The sequence below is a fragment of the Corynebacterium sp. MSK012 genome (genome assembly GCF_030232435.1).
GTDB classification, from domain to species: domain Bacteria; phylum Actinomycetota; class Actinomycetes; order Mycobacteriales; family Mycobacteriaceae; genus Corynebacterium; species Corynebacterium jeikeium_D.
In genome coordinates, this window is sequence record NZ_JASPJU010000010.1 from 99,170 (window position 1) to 125,646 (window position 26,477).

Genomic DNA, 26,477 nt, shown 5'->3' on the forward strand with positions numbered 1-26,477 from the left:
CTTCTACTACTGCTGCGGCTGGCCAGGGTTGTTCTGGCCAGGCTGCGGCTGGTACGGCTGCTGCGGCTGAGCCTGCGGTGCCTGCTGCTGGTACTGCTGCTGCGGCTGGTACGGCTGCTGTGGCTGGGCCTGCGGAGCCTGCTGAATTGCAGCCTGCTCCTGGTGCTCGTCATCGTTGCGCATTTCCTTGACTTCGGACTTGAAGATACGCATGGAGCGGCCGAGCGAACGTGCGGCATCCGGCAACTTCTTTGCACCAAAGAGCAAGACAAGAACGACCAGGATAATGATGATTTCCCAGGGACCTAGGTTCGGCATCCGCTTAGAGACCTTTCAAATGAATACAAATACAAGTGGCAAGTTGCCACATCGTGCGCGATTTAAGCTTTGATTTAAGCCTTGTCGTTTCGACCATACTCTGCCAAAGCTTCGCGGGCTCGCGCAACAACGGCGTTTTTCAATTTTAAGGGCTCAGCGACCGTTACGCTCGGTGAACGGCGGAGCACAAAGGAGACTGTTGCGGCCAAGTCGGACATCGGCACGTCAGCGACAAATTCCGACTGCCCTAAGCCTTGGTCAGAGACCAGTTCGGTATCCTCTTCTTCTCCCTCATCTTCAGTAAAGAAGACCGGTTCATAGTCTGCGATCCAGGTGGCGTCGGCGTCGATAAGCACACTTGCCCATTCGGACGTTCCCGTTTCCGCACCAAAGGCGTGGGGATCACGGATATCGACAGGCTCGGGGCGGTGGAAACCGGAGGGAGTGTCGAGGACCTCGGCGGCCTCCAGGCGGTCGACGCGGAAGCTCTTCTGACGACGGTCTTCCTGCGCACGGTCGACAGCGCGGAGATACGTCGTGGATTCAACTGTATAAACGTTGACACAGTCAAGCTCACGGACTGTAATCTGCCCTGAGGCATTCCGGTAGCGCACCTTCAACACCTTGCGCTGATGCAGCGCGGAATAAATCTGCTCAGAAAAGGAAAAGGCCTTGCCATTTTCCGCAGCGGTCGAGTCAATGATGGGGACGTTTATTCCCAGAGCACTGCGTAGTTTTGTCGCGGCCGTCTGCGCGGCCTCGGAGGAAGTGGTGGCTGCGGAGTCCTCGATGGTTTCCAGGATGAGCAGCAAGGTCGCGGTTTCTTCGGCTGTGAGCGCACGTGGCTGGCTGAGCACCGTTGCCTGAGGGCGAATACGGACATCAAAGCTGTTGCGGTAATCAACTTCAAAAGCCCGCACTCCGAGGAGTCCCGGCTGGTCAATATCTGCAATCTGTTCCACGATTGCCCGAATTCGGGCAAAAGGTATGGCCAGTTCGGTAGCGGCCTCTGTCATTGAACGGTGCTGCGAAAAGTACGGTACGACCGCCAACAACTCGTCGACACTGACACCTGCGTCCAGTTCCCGGGCTGCATGCACTGTCATTAGTTGCCCTCCAAAGCGTTCTTCGCACCATTCGAACCGCCATGGCGAGCGAGTACCTGCTCCAACCGAGCAATAATCTCCGACCGTGCCTCTTCAGGTGATTCCACAATCAAATCCGGTGCGTAACTCAAACCTGTGGACACAATCTCACTCACAGGTGCCGCTGGCAGCTCGTAGCGCCCATCCCCCAACGCGGTCGCTTTCATCACCACATCAGCGCAGGTATTCGGAGCGATACGAACAACCGCCTGATAGGTCTTGCCACCGCGGTGCAACATGTTTTCCGCAATCTGTTGCAAGTCACCATCGGGCATTGGCTGGGTCGCCGACGTCCCTGTATCCGACACATCGCGGATACGGCTGAGCCGGAACATACGCGCGGCCTCACGCTGCGGATCAAAGCCCAACACATAAAAGCGCCCGCGCAGGTTAATCAGACCCCACGGCTCCAGCATGCGCAGTTCATCATCCACGCCGTACTGGCGGGAGTACCACATCTCCACTGTCCGGCGCGGCGAGGTCATCGCGGTCAGCAGTGTGCTGAAATCCACTCGACTCATATCCACCGCATCGGCCACCACCACCGACTCATCCGGCTTCGCAATGGCGCTGCGCTGCGCAAACGATGCGAGCTTCCGCCACGCCGCCACAGCCGTCGAGCTCAGCTCCTCCGAACCAAACGCCGCATTCGCCGCCTGGAAAACCACCGAAGCCTCCGCTTCAGTGAACTCGGGGTCGTGCTGGGGCCACCGTAGTCTGTTCAGGCGCAGACGTTTGACCTTATCGCCCGCGCTTGACGACGAAACCTCCACCGGGACCCCGGCTGCCAGGAGTGCCGCGGTGTCCGCACGTAAATAACGAGCCCGGGAATCCTCGGAAACACGGGAGTAACCCTCGACATGTTTGGAGATCCACGACTCGCTGACCCACCCGGTGTCGTCGGCAAGCGCCAACAGCAGCTGAACCTGACGTTGGTTCTCACTGATCGCAGCGGATCCGGGGTTTTCCGATACCGGTGAGACAGACACGACTGTGGGGCTCCTTTTCCTGGGGCAGTTTCCGGGGACGGAACTAGTTATTCGAATCCGTATCCGAGGTCTTCTTCGCGGCCGTCAGAATCTCGATCATCTCATTGACCTCATCGTTTTCCGTGGCAAAGGGGTCGCCGAGCATAGTGGAGATGGGATCGTCGCCGGAGATTTTCAGGTGTGTCCAGTCCACTACGGTCTTCAAACTGGAGTCTTCGGCTGCAACGAGGAAATCACCGCGCAGCTTCGCACGAGTAGTTGGCGGTGCGATGCGGACCGCCTCAGCGACCTGCTCATCGGTAATCCACCGCGAGGCAATACCACGGGCTTCCAGCGCGCGGAAGATGCCTCGGCCGGGACGGATGTCGTGGTAGGCCAAGTCGATTTGATGAAGCTTGGGGTCCTCCAGCGTTAGACCGCGGTCCAGGTAGCGCTTCATGAGCGAGTACTTAATGGCCCAGTCAATGTCGTGCTCAATGAGAGACCAGTCACCGGTTTCCACGGCATCGAGCGCGCGACCCCACAGCTCGACAATGCGGCTCATTTCTTCGTTGGACGTGCCGGCACCGGCAATGCCCTTGTCCTCGTTGACCATGTTTTCTTCGCGGACCTTCAGCCACTCCGTCGCAGCGTCCAGGAACTCGCGTTGAATCTGCAGTGCGGTGGCAGTTTCGCCACTTCGCAGTGGAATCTCGGCCTTGCCGGTCATATCGCGGCTCACCGCACGGATGGACTTGATTTCGTTGGCGACTTCGAAGTCCGGCAACTTCACGCCGGCTTCAATCATCTCCAGTACCAGCTGAGTGGAGCCAATTTTGAGCGCAGTCGTCGTCTCACTCATGTTGGAGTCGCCCACGATGACGTGCAAGCGGCGGAATCGGTTGGAGTCCGCGTGTGGCTCATCGCGAGTGTTAATAATCGGCCGGGAGCGCGTCGTTGCACTGGAGACGCCCTCCCACACATGATCCGCGCGCTGCGAGAAGCAGTACTGAATCGGATCGTTGTGATACGGCGAGGTTGGGTACGGCAGGAAAATCTTCCCCGCGCCACAGATGAGCTGTCGCGTAACCAAGAAAGGTAGCAGCAGCTTGGACAGGGACTTCAGTCCCAGTTCACGTCCAACCAGGTAGTTTTCGTGACAACCGTAGGAGTTACCGACGGTATCAACGTTGTTCTTCAGCAGGTAGACCTTGCCACCGATGCCCTCGTCGGCAAGCTCTGCTTCAGCCTTTTCAGCGAGTTCATTCAAGATGACCTCGCCCGAGCGGTCGTACGCTACCAGCTGCGAGACCGAATCGCACTCAGCGGTAGCGTACTCCGGGTGGCTTCCGACATCGAGGTACATACGACCAGCATTGGGGGTGAAAATGTTGGTTGCCCCGTACTTAGCGATCACCGGGCGGAACATGTAGCGGGCAATCTCATCCGGTCCCAGACGGCGCGAGCCATCCAGCGTCAGAGTGATGCCGAACTCGGTCTCAATACCGGTGATGCGTCGGGTCAACGCCTGTGCCGGTACCGGTGTCGGCGTTGCTTCCGGCTCCTGCTGCCCTACCTGCTGGTCAGTCACTTTTTACTGGCCACCCTTCTGGACATACGAACGCACGAACTCCTCGGCGTTGTTCTCCAGCAGACCATCAATTTCATCCAGCAGGTCGTCAGCAGCTGCAACGTGCTCCTGAGCCTGACCGCCGCCAGCGACCTCGCCGAACTCTTCCTCGTCGCCTCCGCCGGAACCGCCGCCGAAAACCTGAGTGTTACCAGCCATGATATTGCTCCTTAAAAATGAACTTTTGAGTATTACTGCTCTATTACTGCACTATGTGTGCCTATTGTTCGCGGATAGCCCCGAGAGTACGCAGATGCTCAACCACCTTGGCCACTGTCTCCGCAGACTCCAACACGTCACCGCATTCTGCGGCAGTGAAACGGTCAACTTCATCCAGCGTAATGTAGGCCAGCGTAATTCCAGGCGACTCCACGTCACGAGTGCTCCGATACACCCCCGCGGTGTCCACCACCAAGCTGGTCCAACTGCCCGCGACGACATCCTTGCCAAAGCGGCGCAGAATGCCACCGCGTACATACGCACGCGTAGACTCCGGTGCGTATTCAACCGCTCGGTCGACTTCTTCCTCGGTCACGAGTGTGCGCATCGAACCGCGGCGCACCAGCGCATGGTACAGCCCACGAGCAGGGTCAATATCCGAGTACTGAATATCAATCAACGCCAACTTCGGGTGGTCCCAGCCCGCGCCCAGGCGGGTACGCAGGCCCTCCATGAGGTTGTATTTCGCCACCCAATCCAGCAGATGGGCTGCCTTGCGGAGGTCGTCGGAAAGCACGTCGAGCACTTCACGCCAGAGCTTGACGACGTCGCCCTGCTGGTCGTAGCTCTCCACGCGACGCAGGTACTCGTACTGCATTTCCACTGCGGACATCCACGTGACATGGTCTGCCAGCTGCAGCTTCTCGGTGCAAGTCAAGTCTCGGGAGACCTTATGGACGGCCTCGACGGGGTTGCGGAGCTGCAGGTCGTCGAAACGCACGCCGTCCTCGATGGCGTCGATGACCAAACCTGTGGTGCCCAGCTTGAGGAAGGTGGCGACCTCGCTCATGTTGGCATCACCGATGATGACGTGCAGGCGGCGGAAGCGATCGGAGTCTGCGTGTGGTTCATCGCGGGTGTTGATGATGCCGCGGTTCAAAGTGGTCTCCAGCGAGACCTCAGTCTCGATGTAGTCCGCGCGCTGCGAAATCTGGAAACCCGACTCCTGCCCCGTCTGCCCCAGACCCACGCGACCAGCGCCCGTGAACACCTGGCGGGTGACGAAAAACGGCGTCAGACCGGCGACGATGTCATCGAACTCGGTTTCTCGGGAGAAAAGGTAGTTCTCGTGGGCGCCATACGAGGCACCCTTGCCATCGACATTGTTGCGGTAGAGCTTGAGTACCGGGCCGGGGTTGCCCTCGGCATCGGTGGCTTCTGCGGCAAGCTGAGCTGCGCGCAGCATAATCTTGTCACCTGCGCGGTCAGCGATAACCGCCTCGCGGGCGGTTGCCGTCTCCGGTGAGGAGTACTCCGGGTGCGCGTGATCGACGTAGAAACGGGCACCATTTTGCACCAGCAGGTTTGCAGCGCCGACGGCATTCGGGTCAACAATCGGTGGCTGGTGGTAACGGCGCAGGTCGAAACCACGGCTGTCGCGCAGTGGCGACTCTGGTGCGTAATCCCAGCGGATGCGCCCCGACATGCCCTCCTCCTGCTCATGCGCGAAAGCGAGCACGGCCTGCGTGGAGGTGAGAATTGGGCTGACATCCGGGTTGTCCGGGCTGGAAATGCCGTACTCAATCTCCGTGCCGAAGAAGCGGTTCGACTGTGCAGAACTGGCGGCGGATTTAGCCATGGCGAATCACCTCGACCGAGGCAACGCGCGCCGCTGGACGACCGGAGATGCGAGCCCACTCATCTGGGTTCGAGGTGTTCGGCAGGTCCTCGTTCTGCGCGAACTCCTCCGCCACTGCGGACAGCAGGTGATCCAAGCTAATACCAGCCTCGCCGCCAGCGATAACCGACTTGATGGCGGACTTCTTCGCACGGTCGACGATGTTGGAAATCATCGCGCCGGAGTTGAAATCGCGGTAGTACATAACCTCGCTGGTGCCATCTGCATAGCGGATCCGCACGTACTCATTTTCTTTCGTCTTGGCGTACATCCGCTCAACAACGTGGTCAATGAGGTGGGCGACATTCTGCTCCACCCCGCCGCGTGTCTCCACCTCGGCTGCTTTATACGGCAGCTCTGGAGTCAAGTACTTGCGGAAGATATCCTTCGCCGCAGCCTCATTCGGGCGCTCAATGCGGATTTTCACATCCAAGCGTCCTGGGCGCAGAATTGCCGGGTCAATCATCTCCTCGCGGTTGGTGGCACCAATCACGATGACGTTTTCCAGCCCCTCCACACCGTCAAGTTCACTGAGCAGCTGCGGGACCACTGTGTTTTCCATATCAGAGGAGATGCCCGAACCACGAGTGCGGAAAATCGAGTCCATCTCATCGAAGAAGACAATTACCGGCTTGCCATCCTCGGCAATGTCGCGAGCGCGGTCAAAAATCAGGCGAATCTGACGCTCGGTCTCACCCACGAACTTGTTCAGCAGCTCCGGGCCCTTGACATTCAAGAAGTACGATTGCGCCCGCTGCGCCTCCGCCTCGCTCTTGCCTCGGGATAGCGCAATCTTGCGTGCCAACGAATTAGCCACAGCCTTGGCAATCAGCGTCTTACCATTGCCGGGAGGGCCGTAGAGCAGCACACCCTTCGGCGGACGCAGGTTGTACTGTTCAAACAGTTCTGGCTGCAGGAACGGCATCTCCACGGCATCGTGAATCTGCTCAATCTGACTGTCCAAACCACCGATATCCGTGTAGGTGACATCCGGTACCTCTTCCAGCACCAGGTTTTCCACCTCGGACTTCGGAATGACCTCAAACGCATAGCCCGACTTGCGGTCAATCATCACCGAGTCCCCCGGCTTCGGCGACAAATCCCCCGCCAGAGACACCACGAATTCCTCACCGTGAGTATCCGAGGCCAAAATGCGCTCCCGATCCGGCAGCACCTCACGAACATTGGCGATGTCGCCGCTTTCCGGATAACCGCAGTCCTCCACGATTATCGAGCCCTCATTCAGACGCACCTGCGCACCCGGCCGAAGCGCCCGCTCATTAATCTCCGGCTGCACCCGCAGGCGCATCCGTCGATTTCCGGTAAAAACCTCTGCGGTGCCTTTCTCCGGCCCCGGCTTAAGGAAAATACCGTACGTGCTAGGCGGCTCCAGCATGTCCTCCATGTCTTGGCGCAGTAGCTCTAGCTTGTTACGGGAGTCCCGCAACAGCTCAACCAGGCGATTATTACGAATGCCGAGGTTGTAGTTCTTCTGCTCAAGATCACGGATTTTGTCAGACGGCGTTGTCATGTATCCCAGATTACCCATAGGGCCAGATGCCGTTGTTGCTTGGTCGATTTAGACCGTGTGTCGCATCACGCTTTACGACGGCTACACCTCCCAGCGCGAAGCGGCGGGTCTAGAGCTTCTTTTGATTTCGTCGCTGTGGGCGCGGAGGCACCGTGCCGTCGGCAAGCCTGCGTGCCCACACCAGGAATGCGGTATGCGCCTGCATACGGTGCGCCGGGCGGACGGAGAGATCCTGAACATTCCAGTCGCGGACCAGGGATTCCCAGGCGCGTGGTTCGGTGAAGCACTTCTGCGCGCGGATGCCCTCCATGACTTTCATTAGCTGCGGAACAGTGGCGACATAGACCATGAGCACGCCGCCAGGCTGAAGCACCTTCGAGACGGTATCCAGGCATTCCCACGGAGCGAGCATGTCCAGAATGACTCGGTCGACCGGGCCGCCGAGCGACTCGATGGAGGCCTCGTTGAGATCGCCCAGGCGCAAGTCCCAGTTGTCGGGCTTGTGACCCATGAAGTCGACAACGTTGCGTTCGGCGTGCTCGATGTGATCCTCGCGGACCTCGTAGGAAATAAGCTGCCCGTCAGCGCCGATGGCGCGGAGCAGGTTGAGGCTGAGCGCGCCGGAGCCAGCGCCGGCCTCCAACACGCGCGCACCTGGGAAGATGTCGCCCTCGACGATGATCTGTGCAGCATCCTTCGGGTAAATCACCGCAGCACCGCGCGGCATGGACAGGACGTAATCGACCAGCAAGTGACGCATCGCCAGGTAGACGGTGCCTTCGCCGGAGGTGACGGTGGTGCCTTCCTTGGCGCCGATGAGGTCGTCGTGGAGGATGGTGCCGCGATGGGTGAAGAACTTGCCACCCTCCTCGAGGATGACGGTGAAGTGGCGATTCTTCGAGTCAGTCAGCTGGACTCGGTCGCCGACTTGGAATGGTCCGCTCAATGCCATAGGTGTGTGGGCTCCTTTTGGGGTTTGGTTGGGTCGGGTCATGTCGGGTGCAGCCAAATCCGGGCGGTACTCTAACCTGGCTAGTATGCCCGACAATGCCCAAAGTTCTAAGTCAGCAGTTCAACCTTCCCGCCGCTCTAAGTTGGCGCTGTCGCCGTCGAGAGCTAATGACTACCGCCAGTGCCCGCTGAAGTACCGGTTCCGTGCGATTGACAAGATTCCGGAGCCGTCGACTGTCGCGCAGGTCAAGGGCACGTTGGTGCATGCTGTGCTCGAACAGATGCATGCCTGGCCCCGTGAAGAACGCACTTACCCCGCAGCGGTGAAACGGCTGAAGCCGACCTGGGAGGACATGCGTGCAAAGGACGAGGAACTGATTGAGCTAGTTCCGGAGGATGATTACTACGACTTCCTGGTCGAATGCCGCGGCCTGCTCAAGGGGTATTTCATGATGGAAAACCCCATGGGCTTCGATGCGGCCGAGATGGAAAAGTTCGTTCAGCTGGTTATCGATCCGGATGCGGATCAGACTGTGCCATTGTCAGTGCCACTTCGTGGTTTTATCGACCGCGTCGATATTGCCCCGACCGGTGAGGTCCGGATTGTCGACTACAAGACGGGCAAGAAGCCCTCTCCTCGCTTCCAGGATGAGGCGCTCTTCCAGATGCGGTTTTACGCGCTGGTGTGGTGGCGGCTCACCGGTCGTATCCCGGAACAGCTGCGGTTGATGTACCTGAAGGTTGCCGATGACCTGGTGCTGAGTCCCAACGCGACAGAATTAGAGGCCTTCCAAGCGGAGATTGCCGACTTGTGGTCGGCGATCGTGCGCGACGGTGAAAACGGTGACTTTGTACCGAAGAAGTCCAAGCTCTGCGGGTGGTGTTCTTTCCAGGAGATGTGCCCTGCCTATGGCGGGGTCACACCGGAGTACCCCGGTTGGCCGGGTGCTGTCGGCGATGGCGGCACTGAGTAAAAGCTGCGGATGGGGTGGCTCTCGCGGCGAACTTAGCTTTCGCGGGGTGCCACCGTCGGCGGTAACGGTGTCAGTACAAGTTACTGACTAGGTTTATGACAGGTGAATGGACTTAACCGCTTCGATTTTGTCATAAACCTAGTCAGTTTCTCTATGCGGTGTTCTAGGTAGCCCCCCACTACAGCAGTGCGCTGCCGAAGGCGAAACCGAACGCGACGGACAGGGCAATACATAAGGTGCCTGGGATGATGAACGAGTGGTTAAACACGTATTTGCCAATTCGGGTTGTGCCAGTGTCGTCCATCTCCACCGCGGCAAGGAGCGTCGGGTAAGTAGGCAGTACGAATAGCGCGGAAGTCGCTGCGAAGGAAGCAATCGCAGTGATGGGAGAAACTCCCACCGCGAGTGCAGCGGGCATGATGGCCTTTGCCGTGGCCGCCTGCGAGTACAGCAATGCGGCCGCAAAGAATAGCACGATTGCCAGCATCCACGGCATTGTGGTCAGTAGGCTGCCGGACGCGGCCTTAATGTCGTCGATGTAGTGGTTGATAATTGTGGTTCCCAGCCACGCCACACCGAGAACGCAGACGCTGGCGGACATGCCCGATTTGAACACCGGTGTGTTCAAAATGGTTGCCGCGTCCAACTTGCAGGCCAGCACGATAACGGTGGCGGCGGTCAACATGATTGACATGATTGCCTCGTTTCGTGGGAGCGTGGGATCAGCGATGAGGCCGACCTGTTCAGTGCTGATGGTCGCATAGACCATCACCGCGAGAATCGAGAGTAGGAAAACCGCCACGGACCACTTGGCCGACTTGGTTGGCACGTATTCGCTCATCTGGCCACGTGGCTTGGAGACTAACCCCTTTTCCAAGCGGCTTTGATACTCCGGATCGTCGTCAAGCTCTTTGCCTAGGTGATTCGTGACAAAGGCGGTCGGAAGGATGGCGAGGAACGTCGAAGGAATGACAATCGCCAGGAGTGTGAGATAACCAACGCCGCGGGGTTCCATGAGCGAAGCCATGAGCACCACAGCCGCTGAGATGGGTGATGCCGTAATCGCCAACTGAGATGCGATGACCGCCACGGACAGCGGACGGGACGGGCGAACGCCTCCCTCCTTGGATACTTCGGCGATAACTGGGAGGGTGGAAAATGCGGTGTGGCCGGTGCCGGCGAGCAGTGTCATCAGGTAGGTGACAACCGGGGCCCAGTAGGTGATGTGTCGCGGATTCTTGCGCAGCAACCGTTCGGCAATGTGGACGAGATAGTCCATGCCTCCGGCCTTCTGCATAGCGGCAATTGCCGCGATTACCGACATAATGATGCCGATGACATCGAACGGAATGTCGTCTTTGGTGACCGGAACCCCGGTGATGCCCAGCGCCAAAACGCCCAGCCCACCGGCGAACCCGATAGCAATTGAACCAAGACGCGCGCCAAGGAGGATCGCTGCTAGAACGATAGAGATTTGGACGGCAACTAACATGTGTATCTCCGAAAAGTCACTCGTTAGACTTGTTGCCGCTTAGGACAAATCGTCGAGGCGAGACTCCCCTGCCACATAGCGCTTACCCCGATATTCCGGGTGCATGAGGTTCTCGGTGCTCAGGACCTGGTTGAGCTCCTTCTCGTCCATCAGCCTGCGTTCGAGGACAATGTCCCGGACGGAGCGGCCGGTGCGAGCGGCTTCCTTGCCGACCATATCGCCCTCGTGGTGGCCAATGACCGGATTCAGGTAGGTCACGATACCGATGGAGTTTTCCACATAGCCGCGGCAGACTTCCGGGTTAGCGGTGATGCCGGTAATGCACTTGTCGCGCAGAGTATCGGTAGCGTTGCGCAGCAGTTCAATCGATTCGAAGAGGCATGCGCCGATGACAGGCTCCATCACGTTTAGCTGCAACTGACCGGCCTCGGCTGCCCAGGTCAGGGTCACGTCGTTGCCGAAGACCTTGAAGCAGGCCTGGTTCGCGACCTCCGGGATTACCGGGTTAACTTTTGCCGGCATAATCGAAGACCCAGCGGCGCGCTCCGGCAGGTTGATTTCATTCAGTCCTGCTCGTGGACCCGATGCCAGCAGGCGCAGGTCGTTGCACATCTTGGAAATCTTCATGGCCGCACGCTTCAGGGATGCATGCACGCTGACGTAGGCGCCGGTATCGCTGGTGGCTTCGATCAGGTCCTTCGCAGAGGTCACCTTAAAGCCACTGACCTCACGTAGTGCCTGGGTCACGGCCTCGCGGTAGCCTGCCGGCGCATTCACGCCGGTACCGATAGCGGTTGCTCCCAGGTTGATTTGCAGCAGGCGTGCCGACGCAGTTGCGATGGACTCCTGCTCTTCCTCAAGGTTGTGGGCAAATGCGTGGAAAGCCTGTCCCAGGGTCATTGGAACGGCATCCTGCAGCTGCGTGCGGCCCATTGTGATGATGTCGTTGAATTCATCACCCTTGGCGTGTAGGGCCTCAACCAGGGAGTCGAAGTGCTTCTGCAAGCTCAGTAGCGACATGTGGATAGCAAGACGGAAACCTGTTGGGTAGGCGTCGTTGGTTGACTGGCACTGGTTGACATCATCGTTGGGGTGAATGACGTCGTATCGGCCCTTTTCCAGACCGAGCAGTTCCAGAGCGAGGTTAGCGATGACCTCGTTGGTGTTCATGTTGAGACTGGTGCCAGCGCCACCCTGGAAGACATCGATTGGAAACTGATCCATGCAGCGTCCCTTTTCCAGGATTTCATCACATGCGGCGACAATGATGTCTGCAACATCGCTGGGCAGCGTGTGGACGCGCTGGTTGGCAATGGCCGTGGCCTTCTTAACCATCACCATGCCACGAATGAATTCGGGCACGTCGTTGATGGTCTTGGCTGAGATTTGGTAGTTGTCGATTGCGCGCAGGGTGTGGATGCCGTAGTAAGCCTCTGCCGGAACCTCCATAGAGCCAAGCAGGTCGACCTCGGTACGTGTTGCGGACATGTGGAAGCAATCCCTTCTAGCCTTTTAGCAGGCCTAGTAGACGCAGCCTTGTGGGCCACATTTAGTGGCGATGATTGGTTACACCGCCAAAACTACAGTGCTGGCGTATGTGCCGCATGTACAGGCATAAAGTTACTGCTTCGGTCCGGCTAACGCCGTGCGCACTCTTAGTGTCAATATTACTACCTACGCTAGCGTAGGTAAAGGGTGGATTCAGCTAGGAAGCTCCCACTGGATAGCGTGTAAGGTTCGCGTGACTTAAATACGCGCGATACGGATATTCGAAGCCAAGATCGCCTCGGCACCAATCTTCGCCAGGGCATCCATGAGCGGGTTGGCCTCTGCCTTCGGAACTAGCGCGCGAACTGCTACCCAATCCTCGTTAGCCAGCGGCGACACGGTCGGACCAGACAGGCCCGGGGTGAGCTTGGATGCCTCTTCCAGCGCGGACGCACGGATGTTGTAGTCAATCATCAAGTACGTCTTGGCATGCAGAATGCCGGTCATGCGACGTAGGAACACCTGCTGCTCCTCGGTGACCTCTACGCCCTTGCGTCCGACAACAACTGCCTCAGAGCTGACCAAAACATCGCCGAATGGCTTCAATCCCTGCTTGCGCAGGGTACGACCGGTGGAGACAACATCGGCGATTACGTCGGCAACTCCCAAGCGGATGGAAATCTCCACTGCACCATCAAGGCGAATGACGGTGGCGTTAATGCCACGAGCCTTCAGATCCTCGCGCACCAGGTTCGGGTACGAGGTGGCAATGCGCTTGCCCTCCAGAGCTTCTACGGTCCACTCCTCATCGGCCGGAGCGGCGTAGCGGAAGGTTGAGGCGCCGAAGCCCAGATTCAGAACCTCATCGACCGGAGCCAGCGAGTCAGCGGCCAGGTCGCGGCCGGTGATGCCCAAATCCAGATGGCCGTTGCCAACGTAGATGGGAATATCCTTCGGGCGGAGGAAGAAAAACTCAATGTCGTTGGCTTCGTCGTGGATGGTCAGGCTCTTGGAGTCGCCTCGACCCGGGTAGCCAGCTTCCTTCAGGATTTCGACTGCCGCCTCGGACAGCGATCCCTTGTTGGGCACGGCAATACGCAGCATGGTGTTGATTTCTCCTACAGGTACTTGTAAACATCCTCGGGGCTCAGCCCGCGACCGACCATGACCACCTGCAGCCAGTACAACAGCTGCGAAATCTCCTCTGCGAGGGCTTCGTCAGATTCGTGCTCAGCTGCAAGCCAGACCTCACCGGCCTCTTCGACAATTTTCTTGCCCTGGAAATGCACACCAGCGTCCAGCGCCTTGACTGTGCCCGATCCCTCGGGGCGCGACTGTGCTTTTTCCTTCAGCTCTGCAAACAGGTCATCAAAGTTCTTCACCCGGTCTATTGTTCCATGTCGTCTACTCGCCCGCGAAAGCAGCCCGCAAAAAGCCCAAATTCGAGGTATCCAAATTGCCCGAAATGAAGCGCGCCGGGGGTACTAACGTCCCCACATCAGCCTGCGAAACGCTCACATCCGGCATTGGATTCCACACCACCGTGCATCCCGCAGCGAGTGCAGAGCGCACCCCCGTTGAGGAATCTTCGATAGCCAGGCAGTCCTCTGGCGCAAATCCGGCTAGCTCTGCGCCACGCAAGTACGGATCCGGTGCCGGTTTGCCGTTGGCCACCTCATCGCTACACACTGTTGCGGCGAAGTGCTGCTCCCCCATGACATCAATGCAGGGTTGCGCCACGTGCCGACGGGTATTGGTTACCAACACCACCGGAATGTCAGCAGCCCGGGCCTGGTCCAAAATCGCCGGCACACCCGGGCGCCACTCCACCCCATGTTCTAGAACCAATTCAGTGAAGCGACCTTCGACGAATTGGGAGCCCGAGGCAAACAGCTCGTCGTCAAGCGTGCGTCCCGCATGATCAGCACAAATCGACAGCGTGTCCCAGAGCGTGTTGCCGACGCACTGCATGCGCAACTCCGGAGTCAGGCGGCGGCCTACGAATTCCGAGAGGTCGTACGTGGCAATCTCCCACAGAGGTTCCGTGTTGATGAGGCTGCCGTCCATGTCCCACAAAATTGCTTTCACACCATGCGACTATGCCAGGCAATCAAGCATTTAGCGATTATGTCAGCAAAACCGTCGGATGAAGGTTTAGAGTTTCAGGAAGGAAAGTATGTTGCGGTGCTGCATGAAACCACCGCATGAACGTGTCCCGCGTGAATGAAAGGCATCGACTCGCTATGACAACCACTGAAGATTCGCTCGCCCAGGCTATCGACCAACCCGAGGCATATTTCATTCCGCTAGGGACGGTCACCGAAGGCGAGCTCAGCTACGAGCGCTTCATGCCCACCAGCTTCACTTATGGGGCGTGGGGGCCGTTTCAGCACGGTGCGCCGCCGTCGGCGCTGCTGACGCGCATGTTGGAGCGCCGCCGTCTGGAAAGCGAGGGGATGCGTATTACTCGCATCGCCGTGGATCTGTTGTTGGCTGTACCGTACACGGAGCTCCGCGCGCGCTCATGGGTCTCGCGCCCGGGGCGGCAGATCGCCAAGGTCGAAGCCGAATTGCTTGCCGACGTCAAGGGTGCCTGGCGGCCAGTTGCCACGGCGTCCGCATGGATGATGGCCACTGCGGATACGCGGGATATTGAGCGTGCATTCGACAAGCAGGTGCCCGGGCCCGAGGAATGCAGCGCCGAGTACATTCCGCTTACCGACGATTGGAGTGGCGGCTACATCGAATCAATTGAAGCCCGCGCCGGCGCGACGGAAGAGCTGGCCGAGACGCAAATTCACTGGGTTCGCGCGCAGTACCCAATCGTGCTCGGGGAGGAGCCGACTGCGGTGGAGCGAGTCATGCAGGTAGCTGATACCGCCAACGGTATCGGGGCCACGCTGAGCCCGCACCAGTGGGCGTTTATGAATACCGACTTAGTGGTTCACCTGCACCGACTCCCCCAGCTCGGCGCCTCGGAGAAGTCGGCGGAATCGGAGTTGCAGTCGGAAGACGGCGGCTGGGTGGGCATCGCCGCCCGCGGTTCCATTGGGCCGGACGGAATCGGCATGACCGCGGGCGAGCTCTACGATGTGCACGGCCCCATCGGCCGCAGCATGCAGACCTTGCTGGTGCGACCGCAGGGATAACGCGAAGCTACACGTTAAAGTACTTCGCTTCCGGGTGGTAGAGCACGAACGCATCGGTGGACTGCTCTGGGTGCAGCTGGAGCTCCTCAGAGAGCTCCACGCCGATGCGCTCCGGCTGCAGCAGGTCAATCATGCCCTGACGGAAGGTCAGATCCGGGCAGGAACCATAGCCGAAGGAGTAACGAGCGCCACGGTACTTCAGGTCAAAGAAGTCCTGGGTATCGTCGGAGTCTTCCGCGCCAACACTTGTGCCGTCGGAGAACGCGAGCTCGGAGCGAATGCGCTGGTGCCAGTACTCGGCCAGCGCCTCGGTGAGCTGCACGCCGATACCGTGAACCTCCAGGTAGTCGCGGTATTCGTTCTTGGCGTAAATATCGTTGGCGAAGTCAGCGATGGGCTGTCCCATGGTCACCAGCTGGAACGGCATGACGTCGGTCTGTCCTGCGGCGATGGCATCTTCGCGCGAGCGAATGAAGTCAGCAATGCATAGGAAGCGACCACGCTGCTGGCGCGGGAAGGTCCAGGACACCACTGGCTCTGCCGCGGGGTCGGGCTGCTCCCCTTCCGCAGGTAGCGGCAGTACGTGTACGGTATCGCCCTCAGAAACTGCTGGGAAGTAGCCATAGACGACAGCCGCATGCTGGAGGATGTTCTCGGCGCGCAGGCGCTGCAGCCATGCGCGCAGGCGTGGACGACCATCGGATTCGACCAGTTCCTCGTAACTCGGCCCCTCGTCGCCGCGGGTGCCGCGCAGTCCCCACTGCCCCATGAACAGAGCGCGTTCGTCGAGGGTGGTCAGGTAGTCGTCGAGGGGCAGGCCCTTGACAATGCGGGTTCCCCAGAACGGCGGTGTCGCAACGGGGACATCAGCGGCGACATCGGAACGCTCCGGCACCTCGGGGGCTTCAGCAGCAGCCTTGGCGGCGCGCTGCGCGGCGATGCGCTTGGAGCGCTCACGGCGGGCGCGGCGAGCTTCCTTCTTCTCGCGGGCAGCAATGGCCTCTGGCGAATTCTCGTCTGGGCCGAGGCCCTTCTTAGCTGCCATCAGCTCGTCCATGATGCGCAGTCCTTCGAAGGCATCCCTGCCGTAGTAGACATCGCCGTGGTAGAGCTCGGACAGGTCGTCTTCCACGTAGCTACGCGTCAGCGCGGCGCCGCCGAGCAGTACTGGGAAGCGGGTGGCATCGCCGGCGGAGTTGATCTCCAGCAGGTTGTCCTTCATCACCACAGTGGACTTCACCAGCAGGCCGGACATGCCGATGGCGTCGACATCCAGTTCCTTGGCGGCGGACAGAATCGTAGCGATCGGCTGCTTAATGCCCAGGTTATGCACGGTGTAGCCGTTGTTGGAGAGAATAATCTCCACCAGGTTCTTGCCGATGTCGTGGACATCGCCCTTCACCGTGGCCAGCACAATCGAACCCTTGGAGCCCGTGGCATCCTCGGCATCCATAAAGCCCTCGAGGTAGCCCACCGCGGCCTTCATCGTCTCGGCCGACTGCAGCACGAATGGCAGCTGCATCTGGCCGGAACCGAACAGGTCACCAACGGTCTGCATGCCACGCAGCAGGTCCTCGTTAACAATCGCCAGCGGTTCCTTTTCCTTCATGCCCTCATCGAGGTCAGCCTCGATACCCGTGCGCTCACCGTCGATGATGCGCTGCGCCAGGCGGTCGAACAGCGGCATGGCGGCAAGCTTTTCGGCCCGGGCGTCCTTCGCGTCAGCGGCGGAGACTCCTTCAAAGAGCTCCATGAATACCTGCAGTGGGTCGTACTCCCCGTCGGGGTGTCCCGCTTCACGACGGCGGTCGTACACCATATCGAGAGCGACTTCGCGCTGCTTGTTGTCAATCTTGTTCATCGGCAAGATCTTGGAGCTGTGGGCAATGGCGGAGTCCAGGCCGGCCTCGATGCACTCGTTGAGGAACACCGAGTTGAGTACCTGGCGAGCCGCCGGGTTCAGACCGAAGGAAATGTTGGACAGACCGAGCGTGGTGTGCACGTTCGGGTGGCGACGCTTAAGTTCGCGGATGGCTTCGATGGTTTCGATGCCGTCGCGGCGAGTTTCCTCCTGGCCAGTGGAAATCGGGAAAGTCAGACAGTCGACAATAATGTCCTGCTCGCGCAGTCCCCACGTGCCGGTGATGTCGGCGATGAGACGCTCGGCGATCTCAATCTTCTTGTCCTTTGTACGCGCCTGACCTTCTTCGTCGATAGTCAAAGCGACCACGGCAGCACCGTGCTCAACAACCTGGCGCATAATGCGCTGGTAACGCGAGTCCGGGCCATCGCCGTCTTCAAAGTTCACAGAGTTGACCGCGCAGCGACCACCGAGGTGCTCCAGGCCAGTCTTCAAAACCTCCGGTTCCGTGGAGTCCAGCATGACCGGCAACGTCACCGAGGTGGCGATCTGCGATGCCAGGGTTGCCATGTCATCGCGACCGTCGCGCCCCACGTAGTCCACACACAGGTCAATCATGTGTGCGCCATCGGTGACCTGACCGCGGGCGGTGTTAAGGCACTTCTCCCAATCGCCGGCCAGCATGGCCTCGCGGAAAGCCTTGGAACCGTTGGCGTTGGTGCGCTCACCAATCATGGTGATGCCGGTTGTCTGCGTCAGCGGGGCTGCCGAGTACAGAGAAGCGACCTCATCGATTGGCTTTGCATCCGGATCCGTCGATGGGCGTGCTGCCTGAACAGCAGGGCCCTGCTCAGCGTAAGCGCCTGCACCGGTAATAGCATCGCGAACAGCGGAAACATGCTCCGGTGTGGTACCACAGCAGCCACCGACCATCGCCAGGCCAAACTCTTCAACAAAGCCGCGCAGCGCTGTGGCCAGCTCTGGGGCGGTCAGCGGGTAGGTCGCACCGTTCTTACCCAGCACTGGCAGACCCGCATTCGGCATTACCGATACCGGGATGGAGGCGAAATTGGACAGGTAGCGTAGGTGCTCGCTCATCTCGTCCGGACCCGTTGCACAGTTCAGGCCAATCATGTCGATACCCAGCGGCTGCAGCGCTGCCAGGGCTGCACCAATCTCCGAGCCCATCAGCATGGTGCCTGTGGTCTCGACAGTCACGTGGACGACAATCGGAATCTTCTTCTCAGCCTGTCGCATGGCGGCCTTGACGCCATTGACTGCTGCCTTGACCTGCAGCAAGTCTTGACAGGTCTCAATCAAAAACGCATCCGCGCCACCGGAAATCATGCCGAGTCCGGCCTCCGTGTAAGCGTCGCGAAGCTGAGCGTACGGAGCGTGCCCCAAAGACGGCAGCTTCGTGCCCGGGCCCAGCGAACCGAGGACAAAGCGTCGCATACCCTCGCGCCCCGGCCCCATTTCGTCAGCGACCTTGCGGGCGATTGCGGTGCCCTTGTGCGCTAGCTCCTGGATACGGTCTTCAATGTCGTAATCCGCGAGGTTCGGGAAGTTGCAGCCGAAGGTATTGGTTTCCACCAGGTCGGCGCCGGCCTCGAAATAACGCCGGTGAATCGTCTCGATGATGTCGGGACGAGTGTCATTGAGAATCTCATTACAGCCCTCGTAGCCGAGGAAGTCCGCGTCAACGTCGAGGTCAAAAGACTGCAGCTGGGTACCCATGGCGCCATCGCCAATGAGTACACGGCTGTGCAGTGCGGTGAGGAACTCGGAAGAGTGGCGATCAGTCATGAATAGACACCTTAGTCTACTTTCATAACCGCGCCGTTAATCGGGCTGGTTATTCCATCTCAAAGTAGCTTTCCGCCTTCACCGCAGGCAGGTCCAAACCGACAGCCTTCGTTGCGGAATTGATAATCGCGAGAATCTCGTCGAGCTCCTCATCAAAAATCGAGCCACCGTGCTCATGCTCAATCGCAGCCACGCGCTGTAGGCAGTTCTCTACCGCCTGCGTTGCGGCTTCTTCTCGCTTATCGACGGCCAGTTCCGCCGCCTGATCAATACCAGCGGCGGCCTCACGGAGGGCTTCCCCGACCTGGTCGGCTACCGATTCGTCAAAAAGTGGCTCCCAGAACTCGCGTTCCTCGGGCTGCAGGTAGCTGCCGGTGGCAAACATGCGCAAATCGGCAACTAGCTTATCGATGTTCTCTTGCGTTACTTCGACAGCAGACAGATCTGAGTTGCTCATGCTCAAATTTTAACGCCAAGCAGCGCGTCCAGCGCGGCGGCAACGAATTCTCCGGCACCCGCTGCGCCGGTTACTGTGCCAGCATCTGCCTTGTTGCTGGTATCCGAGGACCACTCCGCAGCCCAGGCATCGATAGCGGCCAGAGCAGCCGGCGTATCCAGGTCATTGGCCAGGCTTGCGCGCACATCGGCAACCAGTGCCGCTGCTGCGCTCACAGCCTTCTCATCGGTGGCAGTCTTTGTAGTTGCGCAAGCCGCACGCCAGGCCTCGTGACGTGCCTTGGCCGCCTCCAGCACCTCGTCCGACCAATCGCGATCAGAGCGGTAATGGCTGGCGAAGACGCCAATGCGAATAGCACTCGGGTCGACGCCGGCGGCCACCAGCTTGGAGACAAACACCAGGTTGCCCAGCGACTTGGACATCTTCACGCCATCGAGCGCAATCATGCCAGCGTGAACATAATGGCGCGCCATACGTGCACAGCCAGTAGCGGCTTCAGCGTGAGCCGCCGAGAACTCGTGGTGCGGGAACGCGAGATCCGAGCCACCGCCCTGAATGTCGAAGCTCTTACCCAGGCGGTTGGTGGCAATCGCCGAGCACTCAATGTGCCAACCCGGCCGGCCCGCACCGAAAGGAGCCTCCCAGCTTGGCTCCCCGGGGCGAGCGGCACGCCACACCAGCGCGTCCAGTGGGTCCTCCTTGCCCGGGCGATCCGGGTCGCCACCGCGCTCCGCAAAGAACTCCGCCATCTGCTCTGCCGAGTAATTGGACTCGTAACCAAAGTTCTCAGTGGCACTCTTGCGGAAGTACACATCCGGGTACTCGTCATCGGTGAGCTGGTAGGCCGAGCCATTCTCCAGCAGCTTCTCGACCATTTCCACGACCTCGCCCACGGACTCAATGGCGCCGATGTAGTCGCGCGGTGGAATCACCGACAGGTTTTCCATATCCGAGCGAAACAAATCAATCTGCGAGGTGCCCAGCTCGCGCCAGTCCACCCCATCGCGCTCCGCACGTTCGAACAACGGGTCATCGACATCGGTGATGTTCTGCACGTAATGCACCGAGTGTCCATTATCCAGCAGCTGACGGTAAATCAGATCAAAGGTGAGGTAGGTTGCTGCGTGCCCCAGGTGCGTGGCGTCATAGGGTGTGATGCCACACACGTACATGGTCGCCTCCGGTCCCGCTTCCACCTGGGAGACCTTCTGATCCGCGGTGTCGTAGAGGCGTAGGGGTACCGATGTTGAGCTTTCGTCGTCAAGCGAATGCGCCTTACCTGTATTGCTGGCGCGGTTGAACACATCGAAACGCGCATCGCCGAGACTGGGAACCTGTGGTTGGGGCCACGAATGCATTAAATACTCACTACCTCACTAAACAGCGTTGATCGTGCCGAAGCCGAGCAACACCATAACAATCAAACCGACCGGGATGCGGTACGCGGCGAACCAAGCGAAGGAGTGGTTCGACACGAACTTCAGCAGCCATGCAATAGACGCATAGCCGACGACGAAGGCAATCAGCGTACCGATGGCCAATTGCGCACCACTAGCGGCCTGTCCCGCCGCAGGGTCAAACGCGTCTGGAAGCGAAAAAATTCCAGCAGCGAAAACAGCGGGGATAGCCAGCAGGAAGGAAAAGCGCGTTGCAACCTCTCGGTCCAAGTGCAAGAACAGGCCGGCAGACACCGTACCGCCCGAGCGCGACACACCCGGAATGAGCGCCAGGCACTGCGCGAAACCCATGACGATGGCATCTCGCATGGTCAGCTCTTCATAGTTGCGCTCACGACGGCCGAACTTCTCTGCGGCGATAAAGACAAAGGAGAAAAGCACCAACACAGCGGCTGTAATCCAGAGATTGCGCAGGTTATCGCGGATGAGGTCCTTCCCCAGCACACCGATGATGGCAATCGGCAGCGTACCGACAATCACCATCCAACCCATGCGGTAGTTGAAACCGCGGGCTTCCTTATTGAACAGACCGGCAAACCAGCCAGTGAGGATCTGCCAGATGTCCTTGGCGAAGAACACCAACACAGCCAATTCGGTGCCAAGCTGCACCACAGCGGTGAAGGATGCACCGGCGTCCTGGCCCCACAGCAGCTCGGAGACAATCCGAAGGTGCCCCGAGGAACTCACCGGGAGAAATTCCGTCAAACCTTGCACTACGGACAGGATGATCGTCTGGGCCCAGGTCATACCGGTGCCGGCGGTATCGGCAGCGGTATCCGCTGAGGCGCTTAGTGTCGTCATGATAGTCACGGCTGTATAGGCTACTCGTCCGGTTTGTGTTGTGGCTATAGCGAGGTTTCGGTGCGGCGATAGCGAGACCTCTCCCGCGGAACTTTTCCCGCGACCGCACACGGGTGTCCTAAAGTAAAAATCGTGCAACAACGAATTCTGGGCAACAGCGGTTTACGCGTCTCCGCCTTGGGGCTGGGTACGGCCACCTGGGGTGCGGGTACCAGGCAAGACGAGGCCGGACGCATCCTGACGGACTTCCTCGACGCCGGAGGCAACCTTGTCGACGCTTCCCCACTCCACGGCGGCGACACTGTTGCCGACATGCTGGGTGCGGTCATCGCAAAGCGCGGCGTTGCCGACGAATTGGTGCTCTCGGTCGCATCTGGCATACACCCCGAGCGGCCCGTCGGCAGGCGCGTGGACTGCTCGCGTAAGACACTGCAAAAGGACCTCGACGAAACGCTCGGACGCCTCGGCGTCGAACACATTGACCTGTGGTCGCCCGGCTACTGGGATGGGCTGACCCCACCGGAAGAGGTCGCCGATACCCTGGAATGGGCTGTGCGCACGGGGAAAGTACGTTACGCCGGAGTGCGTGGATACAGCGGTTGGCAGGCAGCGGTGACGCATGCCGCCGCGGATCGAATCGCTCCGGTGTTCGCACAGCATGAGTACTCGCTGCTCCAGCGAAGCCCTGAGGCAGAACTGCTGCCCGCCTGTGAGCATTTGGGGCTCGGCTTTATCAGTGGCGCCCCACTGGCCCAAGGTGTTTTGACCGCCAAATACCAGCACATCATTCCCGAAGACTCCCGCGCTGCTTCCGAACACGCCGACGCAGAGGTACAGGACTATCTCGACACACGCGGCGTCACGGTTGCAGGCGCGCTGACCACCGCAGCCAAGGGGCTCGGCGTCAGTGCTGCCGTCGCAGCGATTTCCTGGGCACGCGATCGGCCGGGCGTCACCTCGATTCTCGTTGGCGCTCGAGACCGCGCTCAGCTACGCGAAAACCTCACCTCCGAACAACTCACGCTGCCACCGCAGATTTGCAACGCGCTTGACGACGTCACGCTGTAATCAGTAACGGCAGTCTTCTAAAGACTTATAAGGCACAACGAATGCGAGAACCTCCCACGGCTGGAGGCGTCCACAAAGTAATCAGGCCGGGGTGGTAGTTTCTATAGCGTGAGTGAAAACAGTCGTCGACGTGTCATAACCTCCCTTCTAGCGGGGCTTTCCGCTAGCGCAGTGGTCCTGGCAGGGTGCTCCTCCGATGTGGAAGGAGACATCGATGCCGGAATGGGCAACGCCACGCCAGTGCCGGCCGCTTCACCCGCTGCTCCCGATACTGCTATCGGTAGAGCCAAGAAGATTGATGAGGACGTTACCGATGCCGTGTTGGTCGGCGACCGAGTTGTCCTGAAGGCCGGGGACAAGATCTTTGCCGGTCCGCTGAATAACCCAATTGAGCGATCAATGAAGCTGGACGCGAAGTGTGGTGAGCTCGCGCCGGGCGGCCCTAACGCTCTGCTGCCGTGTGAAGATGGCATCCACGTCATTACTGACCAGGCTACGGAAACGGCCGTTGTCGGCCGTGGCACCAACTACTCCGCCGCAGTTGGCCTGGAAGGCGGCCGCATCATCGGTGCCCATGCGGATAGCAATGTCGTCGATGTGTTCGGCGCTGATGGCGAGTTGGCCAGTGACTTCAAGGCTGCCAATAACGGGTCGCAGCTCGTTGAGATTCCCAAAGCGGACAATGACGCGGACGTCAAGCTGTTAGAGGTCAACCGTCCGGAGACTTCGGTGCATGAGCTCAAGCTCGATGAGTCCCGCGCTGGCTCTGCGCTGCGTGCGGGCATCGGCGTCGGCAAGGTAGCTTCCGGTGATCATGTCATTGCTGCCGCAGACACCAAGGGCAACCAGCTTCTTATTTACACTGCCACTGACGTCATTCGCCTCCACCAGGCAGCTCCGGCCCCGGAGGCTCCGTGGGCGGTAGCGGTCGATGAATCGCGCGGAATTGTCTGGGTGACTTCGACGAAGGTGAACAAGCTGACTGGCTACGACATCAGCTCGGGTACCCCAGTCAAGGTCGCGGACATCAACACGGTTGCAGATCCACAGTCGATTGTTGCCACCGAGGATGGCCAGATTGGCGTCTTCTCGGCTACCGGTGACGGGGCCCAGATTTTTGACTCCGCGGACGTCGATAAGGCAATTGCTGATTTCAAGCAGGATGCAGAGAAGATCCGTGAGGAGATGTCGGTTCGGGAACCAGCCGATAAACTACCGACCGGTGCAGGTGACACCAAGGGAGCAGACGACTCCGAGGGAGAGACTAAGTAGATGCCTTCGAAACTTCGCGCCAAGTCCTATCAACTCGCGCTAAAGGCAATGTTCCAGGTCCCACCGGAGCAGATTCACGAGGCCATCTCGAAGACCCTGAAGGGGCTGCAGAAGTCGGAGAGTCTACAGCGGGCGGTGAGCAAGTTACTCGTTGTTGACGATGCTGTGCTGCGTCAAACCGTGTTCGGCGTGGACTTCCCGCGTCCGCTGGGGCTCGCCGCAGGCTTCGACAAGGCTGCTATTGCTCCGGATTGCTGGGGGCCAATTGGTTTTGGCTACGCGGAACTGGGAACCGTGACTGCCAAGCCGCAGCCGGGCAACGATCGCCCGCGTCTGTTCCGTCTGAAGGAAGATCGCGCCATTTTGAACCGCATGGGTTTCAACAACCCCGGCGCCGCTGCTGTAGCGGAGAACTTGCGGGCGCGTCGCAGTGACGACGTGATTGGTATCAACATTGGTAAGACCAAGGTGACTCCGCTGGAAGAGGCCGTCGATGACTATCGAGAATCGGCTAGCCAGCTCGGCGGCTTGGCGGACTACGTTGTTGTCAACGTCTCCTCACCGAATACGCCGGGTCTGCGCGACCTTCAGGCAGTGGAGTCACTGCGCCCGATTCTGGCAGCGGTGACTGAGGAGACCGACTCGCCGGTGCTGGTCAAGATTGCTCCTGATCTCTCCGACGATGATGTCATCGCAGTTGCTGACTTGGCGGTTGACCTGGGGCTGGCGGGCATTGTGGCTACCAACACCACCATTTCTCGCGAGGGCCTGCGTACGCCCGCGGATGAGGTCGCGGAGATGGGGGCCGGTGGAGTCTCGGGTGCTCCTGTGGCAGCTCGGTCACTAGAGGTGCTGAAGCTGCTGCACGAGCGCGTCGGAGACAAACTAGTTCTCATCAGCGTCGGCGGCATAGAAACGGCTGAGCAAGCGTGGGAGCGGATTGCCAACGGCGCTTCCCTACTGCAGGGCTACACACCGTTGATTTATGGCGGTCCGGACTGGATTCGTGACATTCACCAAGGGTTGGCTCGCCAGATTCGAGCTCAGGGATTCTACTCCATTTCGGAGGCAGTCGGCTGTGGTCTGCCGTGGCGTGGTTAATTGCTGAAAGCCGTTGAGGCTTCCTAACCCAATAAACACGTGACCCCGGGGCCAGCGGCCATGAAGGCGCTGGCCCCGGGGTTTTCTGTATGAGTAGCGTGCCCGGTCGGTTGAGTTGCCCGTGTGGGCGTCGTATCCCTACTCCCCGACGTTCTCCCACCACGGCGTGATGATGGCACGCGCAATCGAGTGGAAGTACAGATTGAAGCCAAGCACGGTCGGCGTCGCATCTTCCGGAACTTCAAGCTTCTCCACGTCGACCGCGTGCACCGCATACATGTAACGGTGTGGGGCATGCTGCGCCGGTGGGTTAGCTCCGTAGTGACCACGCATGCCCGAGTCGCCGACAAGCTGGATAGCGCCTTCTGGCAGCTTAGAGCCGTCTTCGGAGCCAGCTCCCTGTGGCAGACCCTTTTCGGTCGCTGGAATGTTGAAGACAGCCCAGTGCCAGAAGCCCGAAGCGGTCGGAGCATCCGGATCGAAGCAGGTCACGGCAATGGACTTAGTGCCCTCCGGCAGATTTGCCCAATCCAGTTGTGGGGAAACATTCGACGGAGCGCGGAATTCATCCGCAATCTTCTCGCCGTCCTTGATATCTGGCGAGGACAGCTCGAAGGTTGGCAAATCCTTCAGCGGTGCGTACGGATCTGGTCCCGGGAAAACCGGAGCATTTGCAGTGTCGTTTGCGGTGTCGTTGGAATTCGTAGTCATAACTACCAGTGTGCCTACTTTATGAGCGCGCTGCAGGGACTTTACAAGACTCCCTATCTGCAGGGCCTGATTCTCAGTGCGAATCCAAGGCGGATGCGGGGCTAACACCGCTGATGTAATTACACCCAGGTTTGGCGCGCTAATGCCCCTCTGACCTGCCAATTTGTGTTTCATTATGTAGTCGGGATACAGTATCACAGGTCAGCACGGAAGTGCTTCCTACCCGGTCCGGGTGGCGGAATGGCAGACGCGCTAGCTTGAGGTGCTAGTGCCCTATTAACGGGCGTGGGGGTTCAAGTCCCCCTCCGGACACAAGATAAATCCCGAGAAACTGCAATTAGTGCAGCTCTCGGGATTTTTGCTTTGTCTGTCGGACCAATGGGGGGTTAAGTAGCAAAAAGTGTGTCCGCTCGGCGTGTTGCGGGGCGGGCACACCGTTTGTTACTTCATGGGGCCTTTT

General features: G+C 59.4%; 23 protein-coding genes and 1 tRNA gene. 6 read left to right on the forward strand and 18 right to left on the reverse strand.

The features are described from left to right. Positions 1–6: 6 nt before the first annotated feature. The 8 genes from tatA to QP977_RS08375 all read right to left on the reverse strand — a co-directional run bounded on the left by tatA (position 7) and on the right by QP977_RS08375 (position 8,381). Entirely contained in the window at positions 7–318 is a 312-nt protein-coding gene (gene tatA, locus QP977_RS08340; protein WP_049170543.1) for a Sec-independent protein translocase subunit TatA, read from the reverse strand. Between the two features lie 74 nt (positions 319–392). Further along, positions 393–1,424, reverse strand: coding sequence for a helix-turn-helix transcriptional regulator (locus tag QP977_RS08345; RefSeq protein ID WP_049170545.1), 1,032 nt, complete (start codon positions 1,422–1,424; stop codon positions 393–395). Continuing rightward, positions 1,424–2,452: a helix-turn-helix transcriptional regulator gene (locus tag QP977_RS08350; protein WP_049189894.1), complete on the reverse strand. Its 1,029-nt coding sequence runs from the start codon at positions 2,450–2,452 to the stop codon at positions 1,424–1,426. The genes QP977_RS08345 and QP977_RS08350 overlap by 1 nt, the downstream gene beginning before the upstream one ends. Positions 2,453–2,495: 43 nt before the next feature. Next, positions 2,496–3,956 carry a Pup--protein ligase gene (gene pafA / locus QP977_RS08355; protein WP_049189969.1) on the reverse strand — a complete coding sequence of 487 codons (1,461 nt, stop codon included), beginning with the start codon at positions 3,954–3,956 and terminating at the stop codon, positions 2,496–2,498. A gap of 69 nt (positions 3,957–4,025) precedes the next feature. Beyond that, positions 4,026–4,220: a ubiquitin-like protein Pup gene (locus tag QP977_RS08360; protein ID WP_005510795.1), complete on the reverse strand. Its 195-nt coding sequence runs from the start codon at positions 4,218–4,220 to the stop codon at positions 4,026–4,028. A 61-nt stretch (positions 4,221–4,281) separates the two neighbouring features. Next, a complete protein-coding gene (gene dop, locus QP977_RS08365) occupies positions 4,282–5,859 on the reverse strand; it encodes a depupylase/deamidase Dop (protein WP_070827721.1) in 1,578 nt (525 codons plus the stop codon). Further along, positions 5,852–7,429 (reverse strand): proteasome ATPase, encoded by a 1,578-nt coding sequence (arc, locus tag QP977_RS08370; RefSeq protein ID WP_242458672.1) that lies wholly within the window; start codon positions 7,427–7,429, stop codon positions 5,852–5,854. The genes dop and arc overlap by 8 nt, the downstream gene beginning before the upstream one ends. A 109-nt stretch (positions 7,430–7,538) precedes the next feature. After that, positions 7,539–8,381, reverse strand: a complete 843-nt coding sequence (locus QP977_RS08375) for a tRNA (adenine-N1)-methyltransferase (RefSeq protein WP_048734095.1) — start codon at positions 8,379–8,381, stop codon at positions 7,539–7,541. A gap of 85 nt (positions 8,382–8,466) precedes the next feature. Here QP977_RS08375 and QP977_RS08380 point away from each other — a divergent pair, with 85 nt between their 5' ends. Beyond that, positions 8,467–9,354: a RecB family exonuclease gene (locus QP977_RS08380; protein WP_049170646.1), complete on the forward strand. Its 888-nt coding sequence runs from the start codon at positions 8,467–8,469 to the stop codon at positions 9,352–9,354. 178 nt (positions 9,355–9,532) lie between these two features. On the opposite strand, the gene QP977_RS08385 is transcribed toward QP977_RS08380, so the two are convergent. From QP977_RS08385 to QP977_RS08405, 5 genes are all read right to left on the reverse strand, one after another. Then, positions 9,533–10,846, reverse strand: a complete 1,314-nt coding sequence (locus tag QP977_RS08385) for an anaerobic C4-dicarboxylate transporter (protein WP_070429706.1) — start codon at positions 10,844–10,846, stop codon at positions 9,533–9,535. 39 nt (positions 10,847–10,885) lie between these two features. Beyond that, positions 10,886–12,334, reverse strand: a complete 1,449-nt coding sequence (aspA, locus tag QP977_RS08390; protein WP_070429707.1) for an aspartate ammonia-lyase — start codon at positions 12,332–12,334, stop codon at positions 10,886–10,888. A gap of 258 nt (positions 12,335–12,592) precedes the next feature. Further along, positions 12,593–13,438 (reverse strand): ATP phosphoribosyltransferase, encoded by an 846-nt coding sequence (hisG, locus tag QP977_RS08395; protein ID WP_016422792.1) that lies wholly within the window; start codon positions 13,436–13,438, stop codon positions 12,593–12,595. A 14-nt stretch (positions 13,439–13,452) separates the two neighbouring features. Beyond that, the gene (locus tag QP977_RS08400) at positions 13,453–13,716 is read right to left on the reverse strand and encodes a phosphoribosyl-ATP diphosphatase (RefSeq protein ID WP_005510825.1); all 264 of its coding nucleotides are present in this window, start codon (positions 13,714–13,716) and stop codon (positions 13,453–13,455) included. Positions 13,717–13,738: 22 nt separating this feature from the next. Next, a complete protein-coding gene (locus QP977_RS08405; RefSeq protein WP_083276364.1) occupies positions 13,739–14,422 on the reverse strand; it encodes an HAD family hydrolase in 684 nt (227 codons plus the stop codon). Positions 14,423–14,577: 155 nt separating this feature from the next. On the opposite strand from QP977_RS08405, the gene QP977_RS08410 reads away from it, so the two are divergent. Next, positions 14,578–15,483 (forward strand): thioesterase family protein, encoded by a 906-nt coding sequence (locus tag QP977_RS08410; RefSeq protein WP_284847256.1) that lies wholly within the window; start codon positions 14,578–14,580, stop codon positions 15,481–15,483. A gap of 7 nt (positions 15,484–15,490) precedes the next feature. Here QP977_RS08410 and metH read toward each other — a convergent pair whose 3' ends face one another. From metH to QP977_RS08430, 4 genes are read right to left on the reverse strand one after another with little or no spacing between them, the layout of a single operon-like run. After that, complete coding sequence (gene metH / locus QP977_RS08415; protein WP_049193510.1) at positions 15,491–19,150, reverse strand: methionine synthase; 3,660 nt, start codon at positions 19,148–19,150, stop codon at positions 15,491–15,493. 49 nt (positions 19,151–19,199) lie between these two features. After that, positions 19,200–19,607, reverse strand: coding sequence for a hypothetical protein (locus tag QP977_RS08420; RefSeq protein ID WP_016422788.1), 408 nt, complete (start codon positions 19,605–19,607; stop codon positions 19,200–19,202). Positions 19,608–19,609: 2 nt separating this feature from the next. Further along, positions 19,610–20,965: a cysteine--1-D-myo-inosityl 2-amino-2-deoxy-alpha-D-glucopyranoside ligase gene (mshC, locus tag QP977_RS08425; RefSeq protein ID WP_070604591.1), complete on the reverse strand. Its 1,356-nt coding sequence runs from the start codon at positions 20,963–20,965 to the stop codon at positions 19,610–19,612. A gap of 18 nt (positions 20,966–20,983) precedes the next feature. Then, positions 20,984–21,865 carry an undecaprenyl-diphosphate phosphatase gene (locus tag QP977_RS08430; protein WP_040361409.1) on the reverse strand — a complete coding sequence of 294 codons (882 nt, stop codon included), beginning with the start codon at positions 21,863–21,865 and terminating at the stop codon, positions 20,984–20,986. A gap of 132 nt (positions 21,866–21,997) precedes the next feature. Between QP977_RS08430 and QP977_RS08435 the strand changes: the two genes are divergently transcribed. The 3 genes from QP977_RS08435 to QP977_RS08445 all read left to right on the forward strand — a co-directional run bounded on the left by QP977_RS08435 (position 21,998) and on the right by QP977_RS08445 (position 25,306). Further along, positions 21,998–22,933 carry an aldo/keto reductase gene (locus tag QP977_RS08435; RefSeq protein WP_049170569.1) on the forward strand — a complete coding sequence of 312 codons (936 nt, stop codon included), beginning with the start codon at positions 21,998–22,000 and terminating at the stop codon, positions 22,931–22,933. Positions 22,934–23,041: 108 nt separating this feature from the next. Then, positions 23,042–24,205, forward strand: a complete 1,164-nt coding sequence (locus QP977_RS08440; RefSeq protein WP_187401166.1) for a hypothetical protein — start codon at positions 23,042–23,044, stop codon at positions 24,203–24,205. Beyond that, positions 24,206–25,306, forward strand: a complete 1,101-nt coding sequence (locus QP977_RS08445) for a quinone-dependent dihydroorotate dehydrogenase (RefSeq protein ID WP_016422783.1) — start codon at positions 24,206–24,208, stop codon at positions 25,304–25,306. 138 nt (positions 25,307–25,444) lie between these two features. On the opposite strand, the gene QP977_RS08450 is transcribed toward QP977_RS08445, so the two are convergent. After that, entirely contained in the window at positions 25,445–26,017 is a 573-nt protein-coding gene (locus tag QP977_RS08450) for a YbhB/YbcL family Raf kinase inhibitor-like protein (RefSeq protein ID WP_049170574.1), read from the reverse strand. Between the two features lie 226 nt (positions 26,018–26,243). Here QP977_RS08450 and QP977_RS08455 point away from each other — a divergent pair. After that, a tRNA-Leu gene (locus QP977_RS08455) sits at positions 26,244–26,329 on the forward strand. The last annotated feature ends 148 nt before the right edge of the window (positions 26,330–26,477 follow it).

Coding starts and splice junctions, on each gene's coding strand:
- aspA (WP_070429707.1), bottom strand. CDS start 12,334: ATGTCCGCAACACGTACCGAGGTCGACCTGCTTGGCTCTATGGAGGTT.
- arc (WP_242458672.1), bottom strand. CDS start 7,429: ATGACAACGCCGTCTGACAAAATCCGTGATCTTGAGCAGAAGAACTAC.
- QP977_RS08410 (WP_284847256.1), top strand. CDS start 14,578: ATGACAACCACTGAAGATTCGCTCGCCCAGGCTATCGACCAACCCGAG.
- QP977_RS08375 (WP_048734095.1), bottom strand. CDS start 8,381: ATGGCATTGAGCGGACCATTCCAAGTCGGCGACCGAGTCCAGCTGACT.
- QP977_RS08360 (WP_005510795.1), bottom strand. CDS start 4,220: ATGGCTGGTAACACTCAGGTTTTCGGCGGCGGTTCCGGCGGAGGCGAC.
- dop (WP_070827721.1), bottom strand. CDS start 5,859: ATGGCTAAATCCGCCGCCAGTTCTGCACAGTCGAACCGCTTCTTCGGC.
- hisG (WP_016422792.1), bottom strand. CDS start 13,438: ATGCTGCGTATTGCCGTGCCCAACAAGGGATCGCTGTCCGAGGCGGCA.
- tatA (WP_049170543.1), bottom strand. CDS start 318: ATGCCGAACCTAGGTCCCTGGGAAATCATCATTATCCTGGTCGTTCTT.
- QP977_RS08420 (WP_016422788.1), bottom strand. CDS start 19,607: ATGAGCAACTCAGATCTGTCTGCTGTCGAAGTAACGCAAGAGAACATC.
- QP977_RS08445 (WP_016422783.1), top strand. CDS start 24,206: ATGCCTTCGAAACTTCGCGCCAAGTCCTATCAACTCGCGCTAAAGGCA.
- QP977_RS08380 (WP_049170646.1), top strand. CDS start 8,467: ATGCCCGACAATGCCCAAAGTTCTAAGTCAGCAGTTCAACCTTCCCGC.
- QP977_RS08430 (WP_040361409.1), bottom strand. CDS start 21,865: ATGACGACACTAAGCGCCTCAGCGGATACCGCTGCCGATACCGCCGGC.
- QP977_RS08450 (WP_049170574.1), bottom strand. CDS start 26,017: ATGACTACGAATTCCAACGACACCGCAAACGACACTGCAAATGCTCCG.
- metH (WP_049193510.1), bottom strand. CDS start 19,150: ATGACTGATCGCCACTCTTCCGAGTTCCTCACCGCACTGCACAGCCGT.
- QP977_RS08345 (WP_049170545.1), bottom strand. CDS start 1,424: ATGACAGTGCATGCAGCCCGGGAACTGGACGCAGGTGTCAGTGTCGAC.
- QP977_RS08385 (WP_070429706.1), bottom strand. CDS start 10,846: ATGTTAGTTGCCGTCCAAATCTCTATCGTTCTAGCAGCGATCCTCCTT.
- mshC (WP_070604591.1), bottom strand. CDS start 20,965: ATGCATTCGTGGCCCCAACCACAGGTTCCCAGTCTCGGCGATGCGCGT.